This window comes from Rhizobium sp. 10N414 (genome assembly GCF_056394785.1).
On the sequence record NZ_JBFTIN010000045.1, the window covers coordinates 16,967 to 37,679 of the forward strand.

General features: G+C 57.5%; 19 protein-coding genes and 3 pseudogenes. 12 read left to right on the forward strand and 10 right to left on the reverse strand.

All coding sequences use genetic code 11. The features are described from left to right. Positions 1 to 167: 167 nt before the first annotated feature. On the reverse strand, positions 168 to 1,001 hold the full coding sequence (locus tag AC1DE4_RS27165) for a DUF4118 domain-containing protein (RefSeq protein WP_477883944.1): 834 nt from the start codon (positions 999 to 1,001) through the stop codon (positions 168 to 170). A 212-nt stretch (positions 1,002 to 1,213) separates the two neighbouring features. Here AC1DE4_RS27165 and AC1DE4_RS27170 point away from each other — a divergent pair, with 212 nt between their 5' ends. Continuing rightward, positions 1,214 to 1,984, forward strand: a complete 771-nt coding sequence (locus AC1DE4_RS27170) for a 2-keto-4-pentenoate hydratase (RefSeq protein ID WP_477883946.1) — start codon at positions 1,214 to 1,216, stop codon at positions 1,982 to 1,984. A 43-nt stretch (positions 1,985 to 2,027) separates the two neighbouring features. Here the strand turns inward: AC1DE4_RS27170 and AC1DE4_RS27175 are convergent, their stop codons facing one another. Together AC1DE4_RS27175 and AC1DE4_RS27180 are read right to left on the reverse strand one after the other, a co-directional pair. Continuing rightward, the gene (locus AC1DE4_RS27175) at positions 2,028 to 2,165 is read right to left on the reverse strand and encodes a hypothetical protein (RefSeq protein WP_477883948.1); all 138 of its coding nucleotides are present in this window, start codon (positions 2,163 to 2,165) and stop codon (positions 2,028 to 2,030) included. Positions 2,166 to 2,382: 217 nt separating this feature from the next. Further along, complete coding sequence (locus AC1DE4_RS27180) at positions 2,383 to 4,281, reverse strand: potassium transporter Kup (protein WP_477883950.1); 1,899 nt, start codon at positions 4,279 to 4,281, stop codon at positions 2,383 to 2,385. Positions 4,282 to 4,331: 50 nt separating this feature from the next. Between AC1DE4_RS27180 and AC1DE4_RS27185 the strand changes: the two genes are divergently transcribed. The 9 genes and pseudogenes from AC1DE4_RS27185 to AC1DE4_RS27225 all read left to right on the forward strand — a co-directional run bounded on the left by AC1DE4_RS27185 (position 4,332) and on the right by AC1DE4_RS27225 (position 9,547). Next, positions 4,332 to 4,472: a hypothetical protein gene (locus AC1DE4_RS27185; RefSeq protein ID WP_477883952.1), complete on the forward strand. Its 141-nt coding sequence runs from the start codon at positions 4,332 to 4,334 to the stop codon at positions 4,470 to 4,472. A 103-nt stretch (positions 4,473 to 4,575) separates the two neighbouring features. Then, positions 4,576 to 4,779 carry a cold shock domain-containing protein gene (locus AC1DE4_RS27190; RefSeq protein ID WP_029792702.1) on the forward strand — a complete coding sequence of 68 codons (204 nt, stop codon included), beginning with the start codon at positions 4,576 to 4,578 and terminating at the stop codon, positions 4,777 to 4,779. A gap of 302 nt (positions 4,780 to 5,081) precedes the next feature. Further along, positions 5,082 to 5,273: a DUF6894 family protein gene (locus AC1DE4_RS27195; RefSeq protein WP_477883954.1), complete on the forward strand. Its 192-nt coding sequence runs from the start codon at positions 5,082 to 5,084 to the stop codon at positions 5,271 to 5,273. 171 nt (positions 5,274 to 5,444) lie between these two features. Further along, entirely contained in the window at positions 5,445 to 5,789 is a 345-nt protein-coding gene (locus tag AC1DE4_RS27200) for a hypothetical protein (protein ID WP_049809262.1), read from the forward strand. Positions 5,790 to 5,897: 108 nt separating this feature from the next. After that, a complete protein-coding gene (locus AC1DE4_RS27205) occupies positions 5,898 to 6,128 on the forward strand; it encodes a hypothetical protein (protein ID WP_192242101.1) in 231 nt (76 codons plus the stop codon). A 579-nt stretch (positions 6,129 to 6,707) separates the two neighbouring features. Next, complete coding sequence (locus AC1DE4_RS27210) at positions 6,708 to 7,679, forward strand: alpha/beta fold hydrolase (protein WP_477883957.1); 972 nt, start codon at positions 6,708 to 6,710, stop codon at positions 7,677 to 7,679. 279 nt (positions 7,680 to 7,958) lie between these two features. After that, positions 7,959 to 8,159: pseudogene (locus AC1DE4_RS27215) on the forward strand (alpha/beta fold hydrolase); the annotation flags it as partial. A gap of 26 nt (positions 8,160 to 8,185) precedes the next feature. After that, positions 8,186 to 8,863, forward strand: coding sequence for an isochorismatase family protein (locus tag AC1DE4_RS27220; protein WP_477883959.1), 678 nt, complete (start codon positions 8,186 to 8,188; stop codon positions 8,861 to 8,863). A 54-nt stretch (positions 8,864 to 8,917) separates the two neighbouring features. After that, a complete protein-coding gene (locus tag AC1DE4_RS27225) occupies positions 8,918 to 9,547 on the forward strand; it encodes a pyridoxamine 5'-phosphate oxidase family protein (protein WP_477883961.1) in 630 nt (209 codons plus the stop codon). A gap of 10 nt (positions 9,548 to 9,557) precedes the next feature. Here the strand turns inward: AC1DE4_RS27225 and AC1DE4_RS27230 are convergent, their stop codons facing one another. Next, entirely contained in the window at positions 9,558 to 12,296 is a 2,739-nt protein-coding gene (locus AC1DE4_RS27230) for an ATP-binding protein (protein ID WP_477883963.1), read from the reverse strand. A gap of 302 nt (positions 12,297 to 12,598) precedes the next feature. Between AC1DE4_RS27230 and AC1DE4_RS27235 the strand changes: the two genes are divergently transcribed. Next, the gene (locus AC1DE4_RS27235; protein WP_477883965.1) at positions 12,599 to 13,405 is read left to right on the forward strand and encodes a GNAT family N-acetyltransferase; all 807 of its coding nucleotides are present in this window, start codon (positions 12,599 to 12,601) and stop codon (positions 13,403 to 13,405) included. Positions 13,406 to 13,763: 358 nt separating this feature from the next. Next, a complete protein-coding gene (locus tag AC1DE4_RS27240; protein WP_169684498.1) occupies positions 13,764 to 13,973 on the forward strand; it encodes a cold-shock protein in 210 nt (69 codons plus the stop codon). Positions 13,974 to 14,005: 32 nt separating this feature from the next. Here the strand turns inward: AC1DE4_RS27240 and AC1DE4_RS27245 are convergent. The 6 genes and pseudogenes from AC1DE4_RS27245 to AC1DE4_RS27270 form a co-directional block, all read right to left on the reverse strand. Continuing rightward, positions 14,006 to 14,266: pseudogene (locus AC1DE4_RS27245) on the reverse strand (IS3 family transposase); the annotation flags it as partial. A 55-nt stretch (positions 14,267 to 14,321) separates the two neighbouring features. Further along, positions 14,322 to 15,440 carry an ABC transporter permease gene (locus AC1DE4_RS27250; protein WP_477883967.1) on the reverse strand — a complete coding sequence of 373 codons (1,119 nt, stop codon included), beginning with the start codon at positions 15,438 to 15,440 and terminating at the stop codon, positions 14,322 to 14,324. Continuing rightward, positions 15,437 to 16,576, reverse strand: coding sequence for an ABC transporter permease (locus AC1DE4_RS27255; RefSeq protein ID WP_477883969.1), 1,140 nt, complete (start codon positions 16,574 to 16,576; stop codon positions 15,437 to 15,439). Before AC1DE4_RS27255 ends, AC1DE4_RS27250 begins: the two co-directional genes overlap by 4 nt. Then, positions 16,573 to 18,333: an ATP-binding cassette domain-containing protein gene (locus AC1DE4_RS27260; protein WP_477883971.1), complete on the reverse strand. Its 1,761-nt coding sequence runs from the start codon at positions 18,331 to 18,333 to the stop codon at positions 16,573 to 16,575. The genes AC1DE4_RS27255 and AC1DE4_RS27260 overlap by 4 nt, the downstream gene beginning before the upstream one ends. Positions 18,334 to 18,343: 10 nt before the next feature. Beyond that, positions 18,344 to 19,351: an HlyD family secretion protein gene (locus AC1DE4_RS27265; RefSeq protein WP_246734802.1), complete on the reverse strand. Its 1,008-nt coding sequence runs from the start codon at positions 19,349 to 19,351 to the stop codon at positions 18,344 to 18,346. A gap of 290 nt (positions 19,352 to 19,641) precedes the next feature. Continuing rightward, a pseudogene (locus AC1DE4_RS27270) lies at positions 19,642 to 19,971 on the reverse strand (IS3 family transposase); the annotation flags it as partial. Positions 19,972 to 20,713 lie beyond the last annotated feature (742 nt).

Here is a 20,713-nt window from a genome sequence, read left to right on the forward strand (position 1 = left end):
GCTTCGCACTCGACCCCCGAGCGCTGCATGATGATCGCCAGCTATAATGTGAACGGCGTCATGGGCTCGGCACCCTAACGATGACCTGTTTGGCAATTGGAGGGTTCCGCAAACGGCGGATTCGAAGCCATTGACGCGACTGCGCCAGAACACACCGCGCAGCCGAGCTACTCCTTGTAGCGTTCAATCGTCGCTGCAAGGATCAGCGCAACCGTCTCCATCAACGCACCAACATTCGCCGGTCGACGACCCGGATCGAAGGCGACGCCGATCACGATTGTCTGGTCCACGGTCGCTGGAACAGGCCAGAAGTCAAAGCGGGAGTTATCGAAGGGGTAGACATCCGCCGCGATCAACGCGTTCGACCCGGATGCCGCTCTCGCCGCATCTATTTCCACATCAGTCAGGCTTGAATCACTTACGACCTCCACATCACTATCGAGACCGATGTAAATGATGGCGACCGGTGTGTGGAAGGCCTCCGCGAGCGTTGTACGCGTGATGCTCTTTGCCTGCTCCACGGAAGTCGCCGCAATCATCTGCCGCGTATAGGCCTTCAGTTTTCCCAAGTGCAAACGGAAGCGGTCGAGCTCCGACTTGTCGCGCCGGTTCGACGACACGAGCGTGCTGGTTATGCAACCGATGACGAAGAGCAGAACGATCGCCCAGATATTGGCGGTGTCCGCTACCGCAAGCGAGAATCGGGGCTCAGTGAAGAAGAAGTTGTAGGCAAGTGCTCCGAGAAGCGCTGAAAACAAAGCCTGGCCAAGACCAAATGCGACACTGCTGGCGACGACAGGCAGAACATAGATTAGCGAAAGGTTGGGAATGGTTTCGTAGCGATCAAAGCCGGCGGCAACCGCCGTTGCCAACCCTGCCAGGACCAAGGAAGTGAGATACTGGAGCAGCAGCGGCATATCTGAAAGACCAAGATCATTGGCGACATCAGGCGTTCTCGCGGCGCCAGTTGCAGATTGGGACAGCTCGCTGTTCAAGGACATATATAAATCCTCCTACCAGACAAAAGTGGGCTGGAATGGATTTGAATTCCATGTGGGAGCAAATGAAGATTTATAAGCGCCGCATAAGTGCAGCTCTCGAAGCCGTCATCATTATGAGATTTTGATTTCTGCGAGCTCGCGTTCGCATGGATCCCTGACGCCGGAACGACCATGTTCATAGAACAGCCAATCTTAGGAATTGGAGCACGAAGATGTATTTCGAACTTAAGGACGCCACTGCCGACATCCTTGCCAAGAGCCGACGCCGCGAGGACCTCTGCGATCTTCCGCTGAACCTGATCACCTCCGAAAAGGAGGCTTACGACATTCAGGCGATCGCACAGGACGCGCTGGGCTTTGAGAGAAAAGGCTATGCAATCGTCGGTACGAGCGACGCGTCGCGGTGGACGCTAGGTTTGACAACACCGGTCTACGCTGAAATTCCCTCGTCCACGTTTCTTGAAGGAATAAAGGAGTTCCGACTTCCGCCGGAAACGATAGGAGTCCAGTGTGAGTTCGTGTTCACCATGCGCCGATCCTACCCGGAGCCAGGAGAGGTGATAGACATTAGAACTGCCCGCGACGCCATTCTTACCTGTCGGCCGGCCATTGGGATCATTGGCCGCAGGACACGCCGGACGTTCATTGGCGACTATGCGGCGATCGCGGACTTCGGCCTGCATGTCGCAACGATCTGCGGCGATCCTATTCCACGCTTCCCGCCTAGCGAAGTTTCCAGGATCGACGTTACGACGTTTCTCTTCAAGCATACCGTCTTTTCGGGGAAGGCGACGTCGGTGATGGGTGACCCACTAAATGCCGCCACCTGGCTCGCTGCCGAGCTTGCGGCAAAGGGACGACAGCTCGAGCCGAACGAGATCGTCGCGACTGGCTCGTGTACGAAAATTCTCCAGGTCTGGCCGGGCCAGCATCTGGCAGCTGACTTCGGCCCGCTCGGCCAGATCGAGTGCATCTTTACCTGATAAGGGCCGAATGGAGATTCCCGAAAAAATAGCAGAGGCGAAATCAGACGATGATCGTCATCGCCAGCCAACCAGTTCCAATTGAGCGGGCGATCCAAGCGGCGATAACGGGGATCTGAGTGGCCGCGCGCCAGACCGCGGCCCAGATGAAGATGTTGAATGGCATTGGCAGAAAGAACACAACGACCGCCAGCCAGTCTGGATACCCAAGTTGGACTATTATGATCGCAAGGCCCAGGAACACCAGATTTACCACGGTCCCACACACGAACATGTCACGCCACAAGAGCACTTTGATCGGAACGCAATCCCGGCTCCGTTCTCTGAGATACCGCAATAACAATGTCAGACCGCTTCCTTATCTTCGCAACAAGCTTGTGCAGGTGGATTGAAGGCCCTCAGATCACCATCTGCTCCCCGAGCTCGACGACGCGGTTGCTCGGAAGCTGGAAGTAGTCTGAGGGATCGATGGCAAAGCCCGCCATGGCGATAAACAGCTTGTCCTGCCAGTGCGGCATGCCTGTGTTCGGGTCGCCGACGAGCTTGCGCTTACCGACGTAGAAGGATGTCGACATGATCTCGAAGTCGAAGCCAGCCTTGCGGCAGAGCGGCAGGGCGGCGGATATGTTCTGGTCCTCCATGAAGCCGTAGAGCAGCTGCATCGAGGTGAACCGGTCTGAAAGCTTCCTTAGGGTCACTCTGTCGTCCTCTGAGACATACGGCCGCGGTGCGGTCTTCACGTTGAGAATGACGTTGTGCTCGTGAAGGACCCGGTTGTGCTTCAGATTGTGGAGCAGGACATTGGGCGTCATGTCGGGCAGGCTTGATAGGAAGACGGCGGTTCCCGGAACCTGGACCGGCCCATGATCCGACCTCCGTTCGAGCGACGCAAGGAAACGCTCGAGGGGAACGTCATTGTTCGCAGCCTTCGCCCGGACGAATTTTGTCCCCTTTCTCCAAGTCCACATCATGACCATCAACACGCCAGCAATCATGACTGGAACATAGCCGCCATCGTGGATTTTCAGCAGGTTTGCCCCTAGGAACACGCTCTCGAGCAGAAGCAGCGGCAATAGGACCAGGAGAGCCGTCGGCACCTTCCAGCCCCATACGACCCGAAGAAACTGGAACGACAAGACAGTGGTCACGACCATCGCGCCGGTAACGGAAATTCCGTAGGCAGTCGCAAGCGCTTCCGAAGATCCGAAGGTAGTAATCAGTGCGAGCACGCCGATCAGCAGGACGACGTTGACGGCGGGAACGTAGATCTGGCCCGTGTTGGAAGCGGAAGTGAAACAGATCTCCAGCCGTGGCAAAAATCCCAGATGAATTGCCTGACGGGCAAGCGAGAAGGCGCCGGTGATCACGGACTGGCTCGCGATGATAGTCGCAGCGGTCGCGAGAAGGACTGCGGGAAGCAACGCCCACTCCGGAAACATCAGGAAAAACGGGTCGGTGGCGGCAGCCGGGTGGCTCAAAACGAGAGCACCTTGGCCGAGGTAGTTGAGCGCAAGCGATGGAAAGATCACGACGAACCATGCTACCTGGATCGGCTTGCGACCGAAGTGCCCGAGGTCGGCGTAAAGGGCTTCCGCTCCCGTGACCGTCAGGAAGACCGCACCCAAAATGACGAGGCCAACGAAGCCGGCATGGGTGAGGAAAACCAACGCATAGTATGGGTTGATGGCCAGGAGAATTGTCGGATCGTCGGCGATGTGCAGAAGGCCAGCAATACCCATGACGACGAACCACAGCAGCGTGATCGGGCCAAAGAATTTGGCGACGATTGCCGTGCCGATTGACTGTATAAGGAACAACAGGAGCATGATCGCCACTGCGATCGGCAGGACATACGGCGCAAAGATGGGCGTGACGAGTTTAAGCCCCTCCAGTGCCGAAAGCACCGACAGGGCCGGCGTTATCATGGCGTCGCCGATGAAGAGCGCCGCCCCGATAATGCCCGCGAAGAAAAAGATGGTTGCGTGCCGGCTGGTCTTCTTCATGAGCAGTGCCAGCAGGGAAAGTGTGCCGCCCTCCCCGTCGTTATCCGCTCTCAGGAGAAAGAGGACGTACTTGAAGGTGACGATAATGGTGAGAGTCCAGATCATCAGCGAGATGAGCCCGATCACCTCGTGCGGCGCAACGCCGTCATGGGCAAATGGCCGGAGAGCTTCCCTAAAGGCGTAGAGCGGACTTGTCCCGATATCGCCATAGACGACACCGATCGCGCCGAGGACAAGAACCGCCAGCTGCTTCGAATTCTGATTGTCATTGCCTGCATGCGCGGTGGCGGTCATGAATATCTCGCGGTTGCTTGAATCGCAGATATGGGGCCGAATTGTTAAATTTGAATGCCGTGGTAAAGTACGGCCTCGCAGACCATCCGGCGAGGGAGTCGGTCGTCTCACACGCCGACAAGGGGGCTTTGATCGACAAGGCCCAGATGTCGGTCGAAGGCGTGCTCGATACGAAGCGCTTCTGGAGATAGGGACCCCGTTCCGGCGGCTGGCTTACGTCCGAAAACACGTTGCGGATGGAACCACTGGCCGTTATGAATCCCCTTCAATCAACATGCTGCTTCGGAGACCGCTGTGGCGAACGGGACTGTAAAGTTTTTCAATCAAGACAAGGGCTTCGGCTTCATCACGCCGGACGGTGGCGGCCAGGATGTATTCGTGCACGTGAGCGCCGTACAGGGATCCACGTTGCTACGCGAAGGCCAGAAGGTTTCTTACGAGGTCGGCCAAGACCGCAAGACTGGGAAGTCGAAGGCAGAAAACGTCCGTGCCATCTGATGGTCGCGTGCTAGCGCGACCACTCTTGGCAAGAAGGCCTGCAAGGTTTTGCATCTTGTGAGGATGATGGCTTTCAACTACCGCGGAAGCTCCTTCGCCTGGCCCACCTCATACGCAATCGTTCGGTCGTCGCTAGCGTGTCGAAGCCAAGCGATCTGCGGGCCTCGTCCGCAAGAGAACTGAGATGACGACGACTCCAGCCGCGACGCCGAAAGGACCCAACGTCCGCAAAGGCAGAAGCCTCACTGTCGCGCTGAAACGTCGTGCCCTCGCCTGCGTTGCTCATGTAGACGGAGCGGCAGATGAAGTTTTTCTTCCACATCAGGGATATAGATGGCTATGAGCGGGACGAGGACGGCGTTGAACTGCCATCCTTATCGGCCGCGATCAACGAAGCGAACGAGGCCGCGAGGGAGATGGTGGCGGAGTTGGTGATGCAATCCGATGAGATTGACGGTCGCGTGAAATTGCCAACGAGGATGGAGAGATCGTGAGGACGGTCGCGTTCAGGGATGTGATCAAGCTCGACTGATCAGGAATCCGTCGCCGCCCATCCTACCGGATCGGAACGACCGCAAGGAGCTCACGTTTTGCGCGATGCAGTCTATTGCATATGACGTTTTTATGACAGAGTTTGTCGCATCACGTTCAAGAGGAGGGCAAACATGGGTGAAAAACGGAAGCGAGTCTATGAAGCGCTTTTGGATGGCGCCACAGAAGGTCTTTCCGGCAAGGGGCTTTACGATTTCGTTTTGAACCGTTGTCCAAAAGCGACCAGCAAGAAGATTGTGCGTGCCTCGCTTCTGGCGCTTACCGATCCTCATGTAAGGGATCCGAATATCCTGAATACCATCTACGCGCTCGCCATAAAACACAGGATGGACGAGGTCGGCTCCGCGTACGATCCCGATGACGAGGAGAACGCTGCTGAGAAAACCCCAGTTCTGCGCAAGCTGAAGAAGAAAGCGGAATCGTCCGCCTATGCAGCCCTCCAGGCGCATCCGACGTGATTAGGAAGCTCGCTTCAGGTCACCCGCGCATTGTAGCGACGCGGCGCTGCGATGCTTGACATCGTTGCCCCAAATGGCAAGCTGCGGAAAATGTTGGGGAACTTCTAAATGTTTGGTATCGGGACGGGTTATCGCTTCGTGATGATCGAGGGAACGTCAGAAGGATGGGGTGAGCTTGTGTTCACCGAGACTGTCGTTGATATCGATGGTCCTCTTCTAAAGTTGGCGTCGGGGAGGATTATAAACTCGCATTCTTCTCTGTTTGTATCCGCCAACCCGGTGACAATGCTCGCCTCGGCATCCTCGATGCAGGAAACCGCGCCGGAAGGGATTGCCTAAAGCCAAAACTCCAATGTTATCCAAAACGTGGGGCGGGTATGGGTAGAAAGCTCACAACAATCTTTGCCGCAGACATCGCTCAATATAGCCAACACGTCGAGGACGATGAGATTGTTACCCTGACTCGCCTCGCCAAACTCTCTGAGATAATTTATACGCTAATTTCAACCACTTGCGAAAGTGACTTAGGCCTTATTAATCGAGGTCCGCCGTGTGCTTCCTACGGTCTTGATGGGAATGGATCCGGCGACCATCGTTCAAAGGCCGATGGAGCCCCGGCTCCGCTGAGGTTCTGTAGTAAACATCAAAATTGATGCGCTAGTAAGAAGACAACGACACCCTCCGAGCGAATCGATCCACATCGAGGTGCTAGACTCAAATTAGACATGATTGGACGTGCGGTGGCGCCCCGACCTCATGTTTAGAGCATACCCTGCAAACGCTTTGGAGCGGGTCAGCTGTGCCGCACCGTTCAACTTTTTACCCTTATTTATCCCGGGTCCGAAGACCGGCGATGCTAATCCTTTTTCCAGAGGTGCTGATGTGGATCGGCACCCTTTTTGGAAAAGGAGAAACATTATGAACAAACATCTTCTCGCCACCGTCGCACTTCTCATGGCCATCTCTCCCGTGGCGGCTGAAGCTCGGTGCCTGCCGAACAACGCGGTCATCGCCGCAAAGGCTGTTCCGGTCATTCAATATAAGAGCACGACGATCGACGGTGTGAAGGTCTTCTACCGCGAAGCCGGCCCCAAAGACGCGCCGGTCCTCCTTCTCCTGCACGGATTTCCGACCTCATCACATATGTTCCGCAACCTTATTCCGCTGCTCGCGGACCGCTACCGCGTGATTGCGCCGGACTATCCCGGCTATGGCCAGAGCGACGCACCCGATCACACTAAGTTCTCCTACACATTCGCGAACCTGACCAACATTGTCGACAAGCTAACCGAACAGGTCGGCGTCGATCGCTACAGCATGTACGTCATGGATTACGGTGCACCGATCGGCTACCGCCTGGCGCTGAAACATCCGGAGCGGGTCGAAACACTGATCGTGCAGAACGGCAATGCCTATACCGAAGGCCTCGCCGCATTCTGGGACCCGATCAAGGCCTATTGGGCCGAGAAGACGCCGGAGCGTCGGGAAGCACTCGCCGGCCTGGTAACGCTCGAAACGACAAAGTTCCAGTATACCGACGGCATGGGCGATGTGGCGCATATCAGCCCCGACAACTGGGTCGTTGATCAGGCATTGCTCGATCGGCCGGGCAATAAGGATATCCAGCTAGACCTCTTGGGTGACTACGGCAGCAACGTACCACTTTATCCGCAATTCCAGGCGTTCTTCCGCGACCGCCAACCGCCGACGCTGATCGTGTGGGGCAAGAACGACAAGATCTTCCCTGAGTCCGGTGCCCATCCCTATCTTCGCGATCTTCCGAACGCCGAGATGCACATTCTCGACAGTGGCCATTTCGCCCTTGAGGACAAGCTCGACGTGATGGCGCCGCTCATTCGCGACTTCCTGGACCGCAAGGTTTGCAACTAGTCGAATAGCTAATCCATTCCGGGGGGCCAGTTGCCCCGCGCCCCCCTATAGGAAAGATCATGACCAATCCCGTTTCGGGCGCCCAGGCAGCTGGGGAGCCATCCCTCTCGATTGTCCTCGTACATGGCGCCTTTGTTGATGGCTCCGGGTGGCAACAAGTCCATAGCGAACTTGTTTGCCGCGGGTTCGAAGTGCTTGTTGCTCAGCACCCGACGACCTCGCTTAAAGGGGTCGTTGCCGTCACCGAGCGCCTAATTTGCTACGGCTCGCCACCCGGTGCGCGAACATCGGCCTCCGACGCTGATCCTGTGGGGAAAGAACGATCCCATCTTCCTGCCCGACGGCGCGCGCGCCTATCTCCGCGACGTTCCCGACGCCGAACTTCATTTCTTCGACACCGGACATTTCGCCCTTGAGGACAAGGCGGACGAGATGATCCCCGTTATACGCGACTTCCTCACCCGAAATCTGCCCCAGTAACTCAACCCCAAAGAAGGAAAACAGCCATGTACAATAGCAAATCCAAGCCGAGCGTGCTTCCGACCGGTGGCGGCGCAGCCCTCATCGATCCCTCCGACGCCCTGATCCTGCTTCTCGATCACCAGTCAGGACTGTTCCAGACAGTTAAGGACATCTCGATCTCTGACCTGCGCCGGAATGTGGAGATGGTCTCCAGGCTCGCCACGCTCCTGAATATCCCTGTCATTACCACGGCCTCGGAACCTGCCGGCACCAATGGTCCGCTGATGCCCGAGATCCACGAACTGGCCCCGCATGCAGTCTATGTGCCGCGCAAGGGGGAAGTGAACGCATGGGACAATGACGATTTCGTCGCAACGGTTCGCGCGACCGGTCGAAACACTCTCATAATGGCAGGCGTCTGGACCAGTGTCTGCGTGATGTTTCCGGCGCTCGACGCCCGTGCTGCCGGCTATGACGTCTATGCGGTCCTTGATGCGTCGGGTGATCCTAGCGAAATGGCATCGCGCATTTCACTTGCCCGGTTTGTGCAGGGCGGCGTCAAGCCGACATCGACCAACGCATTGCTGTCCGAGCTTCACCGGACTTGGGCACGTCCCGAAGCTGCAGAACTCGGCAAGCTCTATGGACTCGTCGCGCCAAATTATGCTGCTGTGGCAGAGAGCTATGCACGCGCGCAGCAGGCCGCGATGGAGGCAATCTAGCACCGTATGCATCCGACGCATTGCGAACTGACAATACAATGAGGGTTCACTGATATGACCTATGGTTTTATGGATATCGCAATCACTCCTTCAGTTCGCAGGGCGCAAGCGGAAATGGGAGCGGATCGTCTATGGTCCGACTTCAAGGGACACCGCGAATTCGACCGATTTTCTATGAGAGAAACCGCATTCATCGCGCAGCGCGACAGCTTCTACATGGCATCGGTTTCGGAGACTGGCTGGCCTTATGTCCAGCATCGCGGCGGACCTAAAGGCTTTCTTAAGGTGCTTGACGATCGCACGCTTGCCTTCGTCGATTACCGCGGCAATCGCCAGTATATCAGCACCGGCAATCTGGCAGAGAATGACCGGACATGCCTGTTCCTGATGGACTATCCCGCCCGTACGCGCCTGAAGATTTATGCCCGCGCCGAAAAGCTGGCGCTCGACGTAGATCCCGTGTTCACGGCGAGCATCACCGACCGTGATTATGGAGCCAAGGCCGAACGAATTTTCAAGCTCAAGCTTGAGGCGTTCGACTGGAATTGTCCGCAGCACATCGAGCCACGATATACGGAAGCCGAATTTCTCGCGGCCTCACAGCACCTAATCGACAAGATTGCTCAGCTGGAGCAGGCAAATGCGTCGCTTCGCGGGCGGGTTGACGTGCGGAGAAAAGATTGACGCGCCAAGGTTAGCGCCCATCCACCGCAGCCATGGCAAGGCGGGTCCGTTTGGTCGCAGCGCCTGCACCCATCGCAACCGCACTATCCAAGGACTTCTGGAAATAGCGCATCGCCTGGTGTGGACGAGCGTGTCCGGCTTCAATCATTCCCGCAACGCGCCAGAGGTCCGGATGCCACCAGCGTTCCTCACGTATCCCGATTTCGCCAAGTACGGCGCGCAGGCTGTTTTCGGCCAGTTGCATCTCGCCTGCGGCTATATAGGCCTCCGCCAACAAGCTGCGGTAGAACGGGACACGAGCACGCCAGCTTCCCCGCAGCAAGCCAGTGATGCTGTCCTGCATCAAGGTGAAACCTGCTTTGTCACCTCGAGCCGACTGGATCGCACCGGCGAAAAACGTGGCTGTCCCCTCGTAAATGCCGACGCTTTCACGGCGGCTGACGTCGGCAAGCTGCAGCTGAAGCTGCGAAGCGGTTTCGAGATTGCCGTCCACGAAAGCAATCGGCAACGCCGCCAGCGAGACCGCATTGCCGAGGGATATCATGTGATCAAGATCGACGGCACGATCGATGGCACGACTGGCTAGATCGGAGGCACGATCAGAGTCACCCTGTAACCAGGACACAAGCGCCAGAGATAGGCGTATGCCGGCCGGCAAGTCGACCTGGAACCGGGAGAGTCCGTAACCTTCCTTCACGTGACCCCAATCATTCATCAACGCTTCCAGATGGGCCGATGCCGAATTCAGTTCACCTGCGTAGATCTGGATATGCGCCAACAGTCGCTGCCCGTCAGGCGCGGTCGCCCAGTCCAAGCCCTTTGCTACTGCAAAATCGTTCATGCTGCGTAGCGCCGTGCGCGGGCGGCCGGAATAGGCCAGAAAGACGGCTTGTCCGCAGACCGCGCGCATTTGAAACTCGGCATCGCGGGAACCGTTCGCATGAAAGATGCTTTCGCGCCAAGCGTCGTCGGTTTGCGGGTGCATGTGGCGCGCAAGTGTCATGGCCCAGGCCCGTGCGGTGGACAGCTTTGTTCGCCCCAACGGTGCAAGCCCTACCAGGGCAGTGCTGTTCGAGCTTGCAAGATCGATGGCCTCTAGCATCTCTCTGAACGCGGAAAGCTCTTGCCAAAGCGGCAATGCAGCGACCACCAGTTCGACACCCAATGCGGCGTCGCCCGCAGGATCGAACGCCCAGCCGATCGCGGCACGCACATCGTCGATCTGCCTCCGATATTTCCCGAGCCATTCACGAGACGTCTGCGAAGTCCATTCCCGTTCGGCGATCTGCAGCTTGTCCCTTGTTCGAACGGCAAATTGGCGTCTTGCATTCTCTCTATAGGGAGAACCTAAAAGACGCCGCGCGGCATAGGTGCCAGTGCTTTCGGCAAGCCTATAGTACATAGTGGAGCCATCATATTCCGCGGAAACAAGCGATTTTGCCACAAGCTGCGACAGTGCATCCCGCCCAGTCATTGGCTCGAGGGCGCCGGCGGAATACAGGGCCTCCACATCGTCAGCGTTGAAACGGCCGGAAAATACCGAAAGCAGGCCGAGCAGGACAGCCTCGCGGTCAGGAAGAAGCCGATAGCTCCAGTCGAGGGTTGCCTCCAGGGATTGGTGGCGCAATGGCGCATCCCTTGCTCCCCGATTCATTGTATCAAAGCCATCCCTGAAGRGGTCATCGAGCGCGGAGGGTGCAAGAACGCTGGCTGTGCCAGCAGCCAGTTCGATGGCGAGTGCCAGCCCATCCAGCCGTGTGCAGATCGAGACGACGCTCCGGACATAATCGTCGGAAGGCGCAGCATCTACGGAACCGCACGCCTTTGAAATGAACAGCTGGATTGCGGGAAACTGCAGGGCGTCAATGGGGGAAAGCGCCGTCGTCTGGTGCGGATAAGCGAGACCGGAGAGGAAGTGGATTTGCTCGTGCCGCGTCCGGAGCGGCTCGCGGCTGGTCGCAATGATCCGGGCAGAAGGAACGTCTGCTGATATCCGCTCGACGATCGTCGCGGCCATTGCGATGACGTGCTCACAATTGTCAATGATCAGAAGCAGCGTGTTACCACGAAGGACGTCGATCACGCCTGCGATCGGGTCATCAAATCCAAGCGAGACGCCGAGAGCGGAAGCGATCGCTGGCACCACAAATCGCGGGTCGCTGAGCGCCGAGAGATCCGCAAAGGCAATAGCCTCGCCTGCCAGGCAGGATTGCTGAGCAACCGTGACCGCAAGTGATGTTTTTCCGGCTCCGCCCGGACCAACGATGGTCACATAACCGGCTTGATCGAGCTTCTGGGAAATCTGTCGGATCGCGTCATCGCGACCGAGAAGCTGCCGAACTCGGGGTGGAGCGATATGGTGACTTTTGGTTGGCGCGACTTGCCGCGCTGGCGCCGGGTGGTCGCTTTCCAAAGCGGCAACGAACTTGTAGCCCCGCCCCGGGATCGTGGCAATGTACTCGGTGGCAGGATCGAGTTCGGCCAGCGAACGTCGAAGATTGCCGACATTGACCTTCAGATTGTGGTCGTGAACGATATAGTCTGGCCATACGTGTGCGAACAGATCTGCTTTGCTCACTACCTCGCCAGCCCGCGTCACAAGCAGGGTAAGAATATCAAAACCTCGCCCGCCAAGTCCGACGGGCTGCCCGTTATACAGGAGAGCTTGGGCCTCTGGGATCAGCCGGAAATTGCCAAATTTGTAAGCGGTTTGTTTCAACAAAGTTCGCGATCCACCGGCGTTCGACACCCTCGTATGATGAAAAAGTTAGACGTTACACCGCTAGCCAATTATGAAGGTCTATGGAGACACGGTTGCGCCGCATGCTGGTGAGATGACATGCACCACGTCTCATCTCAGATCTTGGCCGTATTGGAAGATCATTTGGTTTACTGACAAATCACTTAAGGCGGTATTCATCTGCGCAAAATGCTATCACCAACATTCCGCTCGGACAAATGTACGGGAAGTCGCTGCCGCGATTGTTCTGTGTCTAATCCAATACTCCCTTTATCCGCTTTCGGCGAAGCTTCCGCCTTAGGAGTGCTCCCTTGGATCCTTGTTCTTTAGATCACCCCTGCCCTACAGTAGAAGACGCCATTGAGGCTAAGGCTTTCATTGATCTACATGATGCCGCCCATGGCCGATTGCGGGGCGAGGAACAGTTCGAATGTGTTCCCATCAATGGCGGATGCACGATTTCGCTTCCACGCGCGCCTGCAATTGGCCTTAACCGCATCCTCGGCCTGACGACAAGTGAAGATCTCGATGAAGCCTACTACTGGATGAAAAAGAGGCCGGGGAATCGTTTTTTACAGCTTAACGTCGACGCTGCATCTAACGAACTGAGACATTGGATCCAGTCGAAAGGGCTGCTTCCTTATGGTCCTGGGTGGGCAAAGCTGAGGCAAACCACCAACACTGTCTCTCTTCTTTCGCCGAGCGCCGTGAAAACACGAAAAGTTCGACTCGATGAAGCCGAGGTATTCGGCGCCATGATGTGTGCCGGGTTTGGTTTTCCGGAAAGCCTTACTGTTTTGTGGGCCGCAATCGTTGGAAGAGACGGATGGTCGTGTTTCTACGCGTTAGACGGGGAGACACCTGTGGGAACGGGAGCTATGTTCGCTTCAGGATCTTATGCCTGGCTCGGCGGAGGAACGACCGTGCCCAGCTTTCGAAACCGCGGTGCCCAGAAAGCTTTGATTCAAGCTCGCCTACAAGAAGGCGCTGACCATGGAGTGTCGACTTTCGTAGTCGAGACCGAAGTGCCATCGGCCGAAAAGCCTAACATTTCAAACTCCAATTTAGCAAAAATGGGCTTCGTGCATATCTACAATCGCAGCAACTTCCGTTTGTGAGGAGCCTGTTGCGGGCCAAGTTCTACACCCGCCGTATAATGCGCTAGGAGACCTGACCTGATGTGGTGGACGGCCTCCGCTCCCGGCATCGCAATGTGCCAAAGCTGCGCCGGAGGAATATTTCGTACCATAAACGCCAAATGGCGCACCTCATGGCCGGCGGGAAGTGCCACGACCGCAGACAATAGGCCGTGCGTTATTTGGACAACCGGTCCCGACGGGGACGCGTTCCGACAGATCGAGGACGAGTGCTAGCCTCCGATCCACAGACAGGTGCCGCACTTCACCATCGGCGTTCTAACCGGCTTGCAGAACCGTCTTTTTTCTGCATTGTATCAAGCTCACGTTGGGGGAAGAAATGGCTACAGGCATAGTAAAATTCTTTAATGGTGACAAAGGCTTTGGGTTCATCAGCCCCGACGGCGGCGCCAAGGACGTGTTCGTACATATTTCGGCGCTACAAGCATCCGGCATTCAAACGCTACGCGAGGGTCAAAAGGTCTCTTTCGACACCGAGCCCGATCGCATGGGCAAGGGTCCGAAGGCAATCAACATCGACCTGCTTTAGATTTGATCTCGGCCGCAGCGTCTCATGGGCGCTTAGCGGCGTGATTTGGCCCCGCCCCGGGTTTCGTAGACACCCTCGGGAGAGATTTTCTGCTGCTTCTCAAACTCGACGGGCGACAGCATCCCGTTTCTGACGTGCTTGCGTTTCGGAGGGTAGAACATCTCGATGTATTCGAACACATCCTGGCGGGCCTCATCGCGTGAAAGGTAGAGCCTCCGGCATGTCCGTTCGCGCTTCAGAAGATTGAAGAAGCTTTCCGCGACTGCGGTGTCGTGACAATTGCCTCGACGGCTGTCAAAGCTGATTACGGCTGCGACGTCGCCACACGGCCATCAGACGCATCAGACCCTAGTTCAATCGGCGCCTGAACATCCATGCCGAGACAGGCATGGTGACGGCGGCGATGGCAACGAGCGCTAACATGTCGGGCATCATCTCCCTGACATGCGCGCCCTCGAGGTAGACGCGTCGGGTGATCGATATCGCGTATTTCAAGGGATTTATCACGGTCGCGTATTGCAAAACCTCTGGCATGTTGTCCGTCGGCGACATCAATCCCGAGAGCAGCATGAACGGCATGAGGAAGATGAAACACAAAACCATCGCCTGCTGCATGTTTCCCGCCAACGACGACAGGAACAGTCCAAATCCGATGGCGGCCGCCAGAAATAGCGCAAGTCCCAGGTAGAGGGTAGCGAACGATCCCGCGAAGGGAATCCGAAACCAGAACAGCGCGACCAACAGGATCACAGAGGCCTGGACGATGCCGACAATCATCGAAGGCACGGCCTTGCCGATCATGATCTCGGTCGGTGTAAAGGGAGCAACGAGGAGCTGGTCGAAGGTTCCCTCCTCACGCTCGCGCGCGACCGACATCGCCGTCAGCAACATCGTCATCATCATAGTTATGGTTCCGATGAGCGACGGTACCATCGTCCACCGGGTTTCGAGTTGCGGGTTGAACCACGCTCGGGTCGTGACTTGGATCGCGCCTGGAGAACGCCTTTGGGCAAGCCAGTTGCTTGAGAAGTCTCCTATGATCGTATTTGCATACCCCTGGGCGACACCGCTTGTGTTCGAGTTACGTCCGTCGGCAACCACTTGGACGACCGACGAGGCGTCGCTCTCAAGCTTTCGTTCGAAGTCCTGTCCGATGACGACGATGAGGACCACCTGCTTCGTGTCCAGCAACGCGGCCGCCTGGGCTGTCTGGGTCAGCGTCGCTTGCCGCTGGAACACTCCGGAACCTTCCAGTTTGGCGACAAGGGCCCTCGAGGTCGCGCTGTGATCCTGATCGACCAGCGCATAGGGGACGGTATTGAGATCGTAGCTAGCGGCATAACCGAAGATGAGGCACTGGAGGATTGGCGGCAGCAGCACGCTTGCGCGGCTCTTCGGATCCTTCAGCATGACAAGGAGTTCCTTACGGATAATTGTCAGGATTCGAAACAACGACGCCAGCATCATGCGATCCTCTTTCGGGTAAGCCTCACCGAGAGCCCAAGCAGCACTGCCGCCATGGCGGCGAGTACGGCGGCGTTTGGCAGGATGACCCTCCAGATGTTGCCGGCGAGGAACAACGTCTGGAGGAGCGTCACGAAGTAGCGTGCGGGGAATAGGTAGGTGATGATCTGGACAGCGAACGGCATACTGCGGGGATCGTACATGAAGCCCGATAACATCATGGCTGGAAGAAAGGTCGCGAACAGGGTGACCTGGCTCGCGACGAATTGGCTCTTGGTCGCCGATGAGATGACCAGCCCGAGGCCGAGCGCGACGAGAAGATAGAGCATCGATACGATAGTGAGGATGACCAGCGAGCCACGAAACGGGACCCCGAACAAAAGCTTGCTGCCGACGACGCAGAGCGCGAGCCCCGCCAGTCCAAGCAGGAAATAGGGGATCGTCTTTCCGAGCAGGATTTCCACTGAACGAACCGGGGTGACGAACAGTGCTTCGAAGGTCCCGCGCTCCCACTCCCGCGCCATGACAAGAGCGGTAAGCAGCGCGCCGATCAGCGTCATCACCAGCACGATGAGACCTGGTACGAGGAAATAGGTGCTGTCGTTGGCTTCGTTGAACCAGAGCCGGCTAACAATCGTGATGCCTGAAACCTTGCCACCGTTTCGGGCTGCCTCCTTCGCTGCCCAGACCCCAACCGCACCCTGCGCATAACCGAGCGAGATCCGCGCCGTATTGGAATCCGCCCCGTTGACGATTAACTGGACTTCCGCAGTGCTGAGCTGGATCGATCGCGCGAAATCCCTGGGAATGCGGACGATCGCTCTGATATCGTCTGACATCAGCATTTGCTCGGCCTCCACCATGGTCTTGACTCTTCGGGCGGAGAAATAATCCGAGAGCTCGAAACTTGATGCCATGCCGCGCGCCGCGCCAGAATCGTCTTCGATGACGATGGCCACGGGGACGTTCTTGATGTCCAGGTTGATGCCGTAGCCGAAAAGCACGAGAAGAGCGACCGGCATGATGATGCCGATTGCGATGCTGCTAGGGTCACGCAGGAGCTGCCAGGCTTCCTTGCGCACCAGCGCGCGTATACGCCTGAGTGCCGAGGTCAGGCCACTTCGTCCCTGATCGCTCATGAGGTGCTCTCCTTGGACTTCTGCCGCTCTTTCTCAACGATCGCGATAAATGCTTGCTCCATCGTCGGGGCGTCGTTTTCCGTGCTCTTTGCATGTGTCCTGATTTCGAGGGGGGTGCCTTCTGCAAGGTTCTTGCCTGCGTCCAGAATGATGATCCGATCGCAGTACTCCGCCTCTTCCATGAAATGGGTCGTCACGATGACCGTGACGCCCTGTTCTGAGAGTGCGGTGATCCGCCCCCAGAACTGCCGCCTCGCCAGCGGGTCGGCCCCGCTAGTCGCCTCGTCGAGGAACAGGATGTCGGGTTCGTGCAACAGTGCTGCCGCAAGTGCGAGCCGCTGCTTGAAACCGCCGGGCAACTGTCCGCTCGGAAGGCCAGAGAATTGTCCAAGTTCGAACCGCTCCTTCAGGGTATTGATCCTGTCGCGCTTGGCGCGTCCCCGCAGCCCATACGCGCTGGAAAAGAATTCCAGGTTCTCATCGACAGTGAGTTGGGCGTAGAGGGAGAACTTCTGTGCAACATAGCCGAGCCGCTGGCGAGCTTTTGCCCCCGCAGTCAATAGGTTCGCCCCTGCTACCTGCAGCGTGCCGCTGCTTGCCGGCAAAAGGCCGCAGAGCATCTTGAATGTCGTGCTCTTGCCGGCCCCGTTCGGTCCCAGTAGGCCGTAGACCTCGCCACGCTTCACGCCGAAGCTGACATGGTCCACAGCGGTAAAGTCGCCAAAGGTGCGGACAAGGTCCCGCACCTCTACGATTGTCTCAGCAGAGGCCGGATGTTGGCTCGAACCTTCTGTCCGGCTCTCGCGTCGTTCGTCGCCAGTGGCCTCATTGAAGAGCATCATGAAGGCGTCCTCGAAGCGAGGTTTTACCGCCTCGATCTCAAGCTTTGTACCCTCCACCTCGAGCGGTCGTTCATCCTCTGCAGATTTGCGCACCACGCGGACGCGTCCAGCTTCCGGAACTGCATCAACGACGCCGGGAAGTGAAAACAGCCGGGCCTGGAGGGATCGCGCCGCCATGCCCTTTGCGTCCCTCATCAAAAAGCAACATCCTTTTGCCTTCTCAGTAATGTCCGCCGGCCGCCCCTTGGCGAGAACTTGTCCCGCATGCATCAGCACGGCGTGTTCGCAGCGCTCAGCCTCGTCCAGATAGGATGTCGACACGATCACAGACAGCTCGTCTTCCTCGATGAGCTTGTGGACGATCTCCCAAAGCTCGCGGCGGGAGAGCGGATCGACGCCGACGGTCGGTTCGTCGAGGAGCAGCAGTTGTGGCGAGCGGACGAGCGTACAGGCAAGCCCGAGCTTCTGCTTCATGCCTCCCGAAAGCTTGCCCGCCGGCCTTTCCTTGAACCGCCCGAGCTGTGTCATCTCGAACAGCCGCGGGTAGATGTTGTTCCTCTGCTCCTGTTCTATCCCGTGCAGATCGGCATAGAGATCGAGGTTTTCCTGGACGCTCAAGTCCTCGTAAAGACCGAAGCGCTGAGGCATGTAGCTAATCCTGTCCTGGACCTGTTGCGGCGAACGGGCGACGTCGATACCGATGACTTCGATGCTGCCGGCGTCTGGTGCGACCAGGCCGGCGGCCAGTCGCAACAGCGTGGTCTTGCCGGCGCCATCCGGGCCGACCAGGGCCGTCAGCGTTCCGCGAGCCACTTCAAGCGAGATGCCAGCAAGGGCATTGACGGGCTTACCGGCGTCGCGCTTGAAGGTCTTGCGAACGTCCTTGGCGACCAGGGCTGTCTGTTGGGCGTTCATGGCTTTTACCCTATTTCTGCGCGGTCGCTGCGACGTCGCTACCGAGATCCGGTCTCACGGTTGCCGGCATTCCAAGCCTTAGGACGTTATCTGGATCCTCGACAAAGACTCGCACCTCGTAGACCAGGCTGCTTCGGAGCTCCTCCGTCTGTACTGTCTTCGGTGTGAACTCGGAGACCGAGGAGATGAAACCGATCCATCCCGGTATCGGCCGTCCCGGAAAGGAATCGACGCTGATGGTTGCCTTCATCCCAGGGCGCAGTAGCCCGATTTGCGTCTCGGAGACATAGGCGCGAACCCATTTAGGATTGACTGTGGCGAGCGAGAACGCTGTCCGCGTCGGCGAAGCCATTTCCCCCGGCTCGATTAGCCGGGATCGCACGATCGCTTCGACTGGGGCTACCAAATTGGCTTCCGCGAGCTGCTGATGCAGCAGGGCAACATTGGCATCCGCCGCGCGAAGCTGCGCCTCTGCTTCCTCGATGTCCTCGATCCGGGGACCGATCACAAGCAGATCCAATGCCTTCTGATTAACCTCCACCTTGGCATCGGCCTGCTTCGATTCCGATTCCGCCATCTCAAGCGAGCGCTGGCTGGCGACGGCTCGCAGAGCAAGGGAGCCTTGGCGCTCATACTGCGCCCTCGCGTTCGCCGCCTCAACCTTCGCCGATCCGAGATTGGCGCGCGCCTGGGCGATGTCCTCCGGGCGACTGCCGTTCTTTAGCCGGGCAAGGTTGGCGCGCTGGCTTGCCGCTTGCGCCTCCGCTTGCGCCGCTTGGGGAGCGAGCCTGCTGGTATCCAGCCTCCCGAGCACCTGATCCTTTTTTACCCGATCCCCCTCCTCGACGAGCACCTCCGCGACCCGCTCGCTCCCGTTGAAGGCGAGATCGACCTGCCTGAAATCGATGTTTCCATAGAGAACAACTCCCCCGGAGCCGTTGCGGTCATGGAGATACCAATACGCCCCGCCTCCTGTGAGGATCGCGAGAAAAACGACGATAATTAGAATGCGCTTCATGACTTCATTCATCTCCGCGGCTAAGTCGACTTCTCGTTGGTTTTGGTCTGTGCTGCAGGGTCGATTTGATCAGGTCATTTGGGTTTGGATATCCTCATTCGCGCAGAATAGTCTCCGCGTCCTGGATGGCGAGCTGGTCAAGGTCTGGCGCGCTTGAACCAGAGCCAAACGGCTCGTGGAAGAGTACCCCCATCACAGAGCTGGCTCGCTTTGTCTGAACAGTTTCGCGGCGTTTCGTTAAGTGGTTACGCCTCGATTATGCGGCCGCCTTCATGCGCGTCAGTGGGTATGTAAAAGGTCCAATAACGGCCGATCCCGGCGCGGGCCTCGGACACAATTTTGAAGGCCCGAAGATAAACCTCCTCCTATGATCGACAACCAGAGCCGCTCGACAAGGACGTCGTCCCGCCATACGCCCCCTCCCATCCATCCAACCCACCCTTCTTCAACACCGCCGTGAAGTCGATGGACGTGAAATACGATCCTTGGTCGGTATTGAATATGTCGGGCTTGCCATACCGGGCAAGGGCCTCCTCGACCGCCTCTATTAGCCGTCTCTATCGTGATCACCATGAAGGCACGCAACGAATGAACCAATAGACGACGGCGCAGAGATAGACGACGCACTATGCCATTGGAATTTAGGTGAGGCCTAGACCCGGTGAACGTGAGCTTGCGTAGGAGATATGAATAGAGGCGCAGCTTCCTCCAGGCGGTCCGCCCGGATTCAACGACGTAATCGCATTCTTCAGTTTGTGACGATCGGCTCGGCCTACGCGCAACCCTTGGAAGACCCGTGCAGGGCGAGCCACCTCAGCCACGAAGACGAATATACCGTCTTGCCATAGAAATGGTCCGATAAGTCACCGGACAGGATCTCTCACTTAATAAGTGAGCGAGGTAATGCTACCATTATAAGCGCTCGGACAATCAACCTGCGAAGCCAAGCTCCGCCCTCGCGATTATGCTTGTTGGTTGCACGACTTTGAACGGGAGGGCCTCAGGTCGACGGGCCCATCACTTCATCGCGTGTCGGACAATTCCATGGCAAGAACCAGATCAGTTTCTGTAATTTACCGTAACGTACATGCAGCCGGATCTGATTGCTGCTAGCCTGTCTTCATGGCGTTGCGCGGGGCCTCCGCATCAACAAGTATTTTTCGCTCGACCGGCGGCTGCATTTTCTGCGGTTGCAAGCGAGGTTGCCCAGACGTCCGGTGGAGACGATGATCCGTCTTCCACCAAAGAAAGAAAAGGTGCGATCATGACAAGGTTTCTTGCTTGGTGTGCAACTTGGCTGGCGGCGGTGTCCTGGCTCGTCATTCCGACAGAGCTACCGACTGCCTACGCGCAGCAGCCAGC

Bases quoted from the DNA above. Each gene is read 5' to 3' on its own strand.
- AC1DE4_RS27165 (WP_477883944.1), bottom strand. From the start codon at position 1,001: ATGTCCTTGAACAGCGAGCTGTCCCAATCTGCAACTGGCGCCGCGAGA.
- AC1DE4_RS27170 (WP_477883946.1), top strand. From the start codon at position 1,214: ATGTATTTCGAACTTAAGGACGCCACTGCCGACATCCTTGCCAAGAGC.
- AC1DE4_RS27180 (WP_477883950.1), bottom strand. From the start codon at position 4,281: ATGACCGCCACCGCGCATGCAGGCAATGACAATCAGAATTCGAAGCAG.
- AC1DE4_RS27195 (WP_477883954.1), top strand. From the start codon at position 5,082: ATGAAGTTTTTCTTCCACATCAGGGATATAGATGGCTATGAGCGGGAC.
- AC1DE4_RS27200 (WP_049809262.1), top strand. From the start codon at position 5,445: ATGGGTGAAAAACGGAAGCGAGTCTATGAAGCGCTTTTGGATGGCGCC.
- AC1DE4_RS27205 (WP_192242101.1), top strand. From the start codon at position 5,898: ATGTTTGGTATCGGGACGGGTTATCGCTTCGTGATGATCGAGGGAACG.
- AC1DE4_RS27210 (WP_477883957.1), top strand. From the start codon at position 6,708: ATGAACAAACATCTTCTCGCCACCGTCGCACTTCTCATGGCCATCTCT.
- AC1DE4_RS27220 (WP_477883959.1), top strand. From the start codon at position 8,186: ATGTACAATAGCAAATCCAAGCCGAGCGTGCTTCCGACCGGTGGCGGC.
- AC1DE4_RS27225 (WP_477883961.1), top strand. From the start codon at position 8,918: ATGACCTATGGTTTTATGGATATCGCAATCACTCCTTCAGTTCGCAGG.
- AC1DE4_RS27240 (WP_169684498.1), top strand. From the start codon at position 13,764: ATGGCTACAGGCATAGTAAAATTCTTTAATGGTGACAAAGGCTTTGGG.
- AC1DE4_RS27250 (WP_477883967.1), bottom strand. From the start codon at position 15,440: ATGATGCTGGCGTCGTTGTTTCGAATCCTGACAATTATCCGTAAGGAA.
- AC1DE4_RS27255 (WP_477883969.1), bottom strand. From the start codon at position 16,576: ATGAGCGATCAGGGACGAAGTGGCCTGACCTCGGCACTCAGGCGTATA.
- AC1DE4_RS27260 (WP_477883971.1), bottom strand. From the start codon at position 18,333: ATGAACGCCCAACAGACAGCCCTGGTCGCCAAGGACGTTCGCAAGACC.
- AC1DE4_RS27265 (WP_246734802.1), bottom strand. From the start codon at position 19,351: ATGAAGCGCATTCTAATTATCGTCGTTTTTCTCGCGATCCTCACAGGA.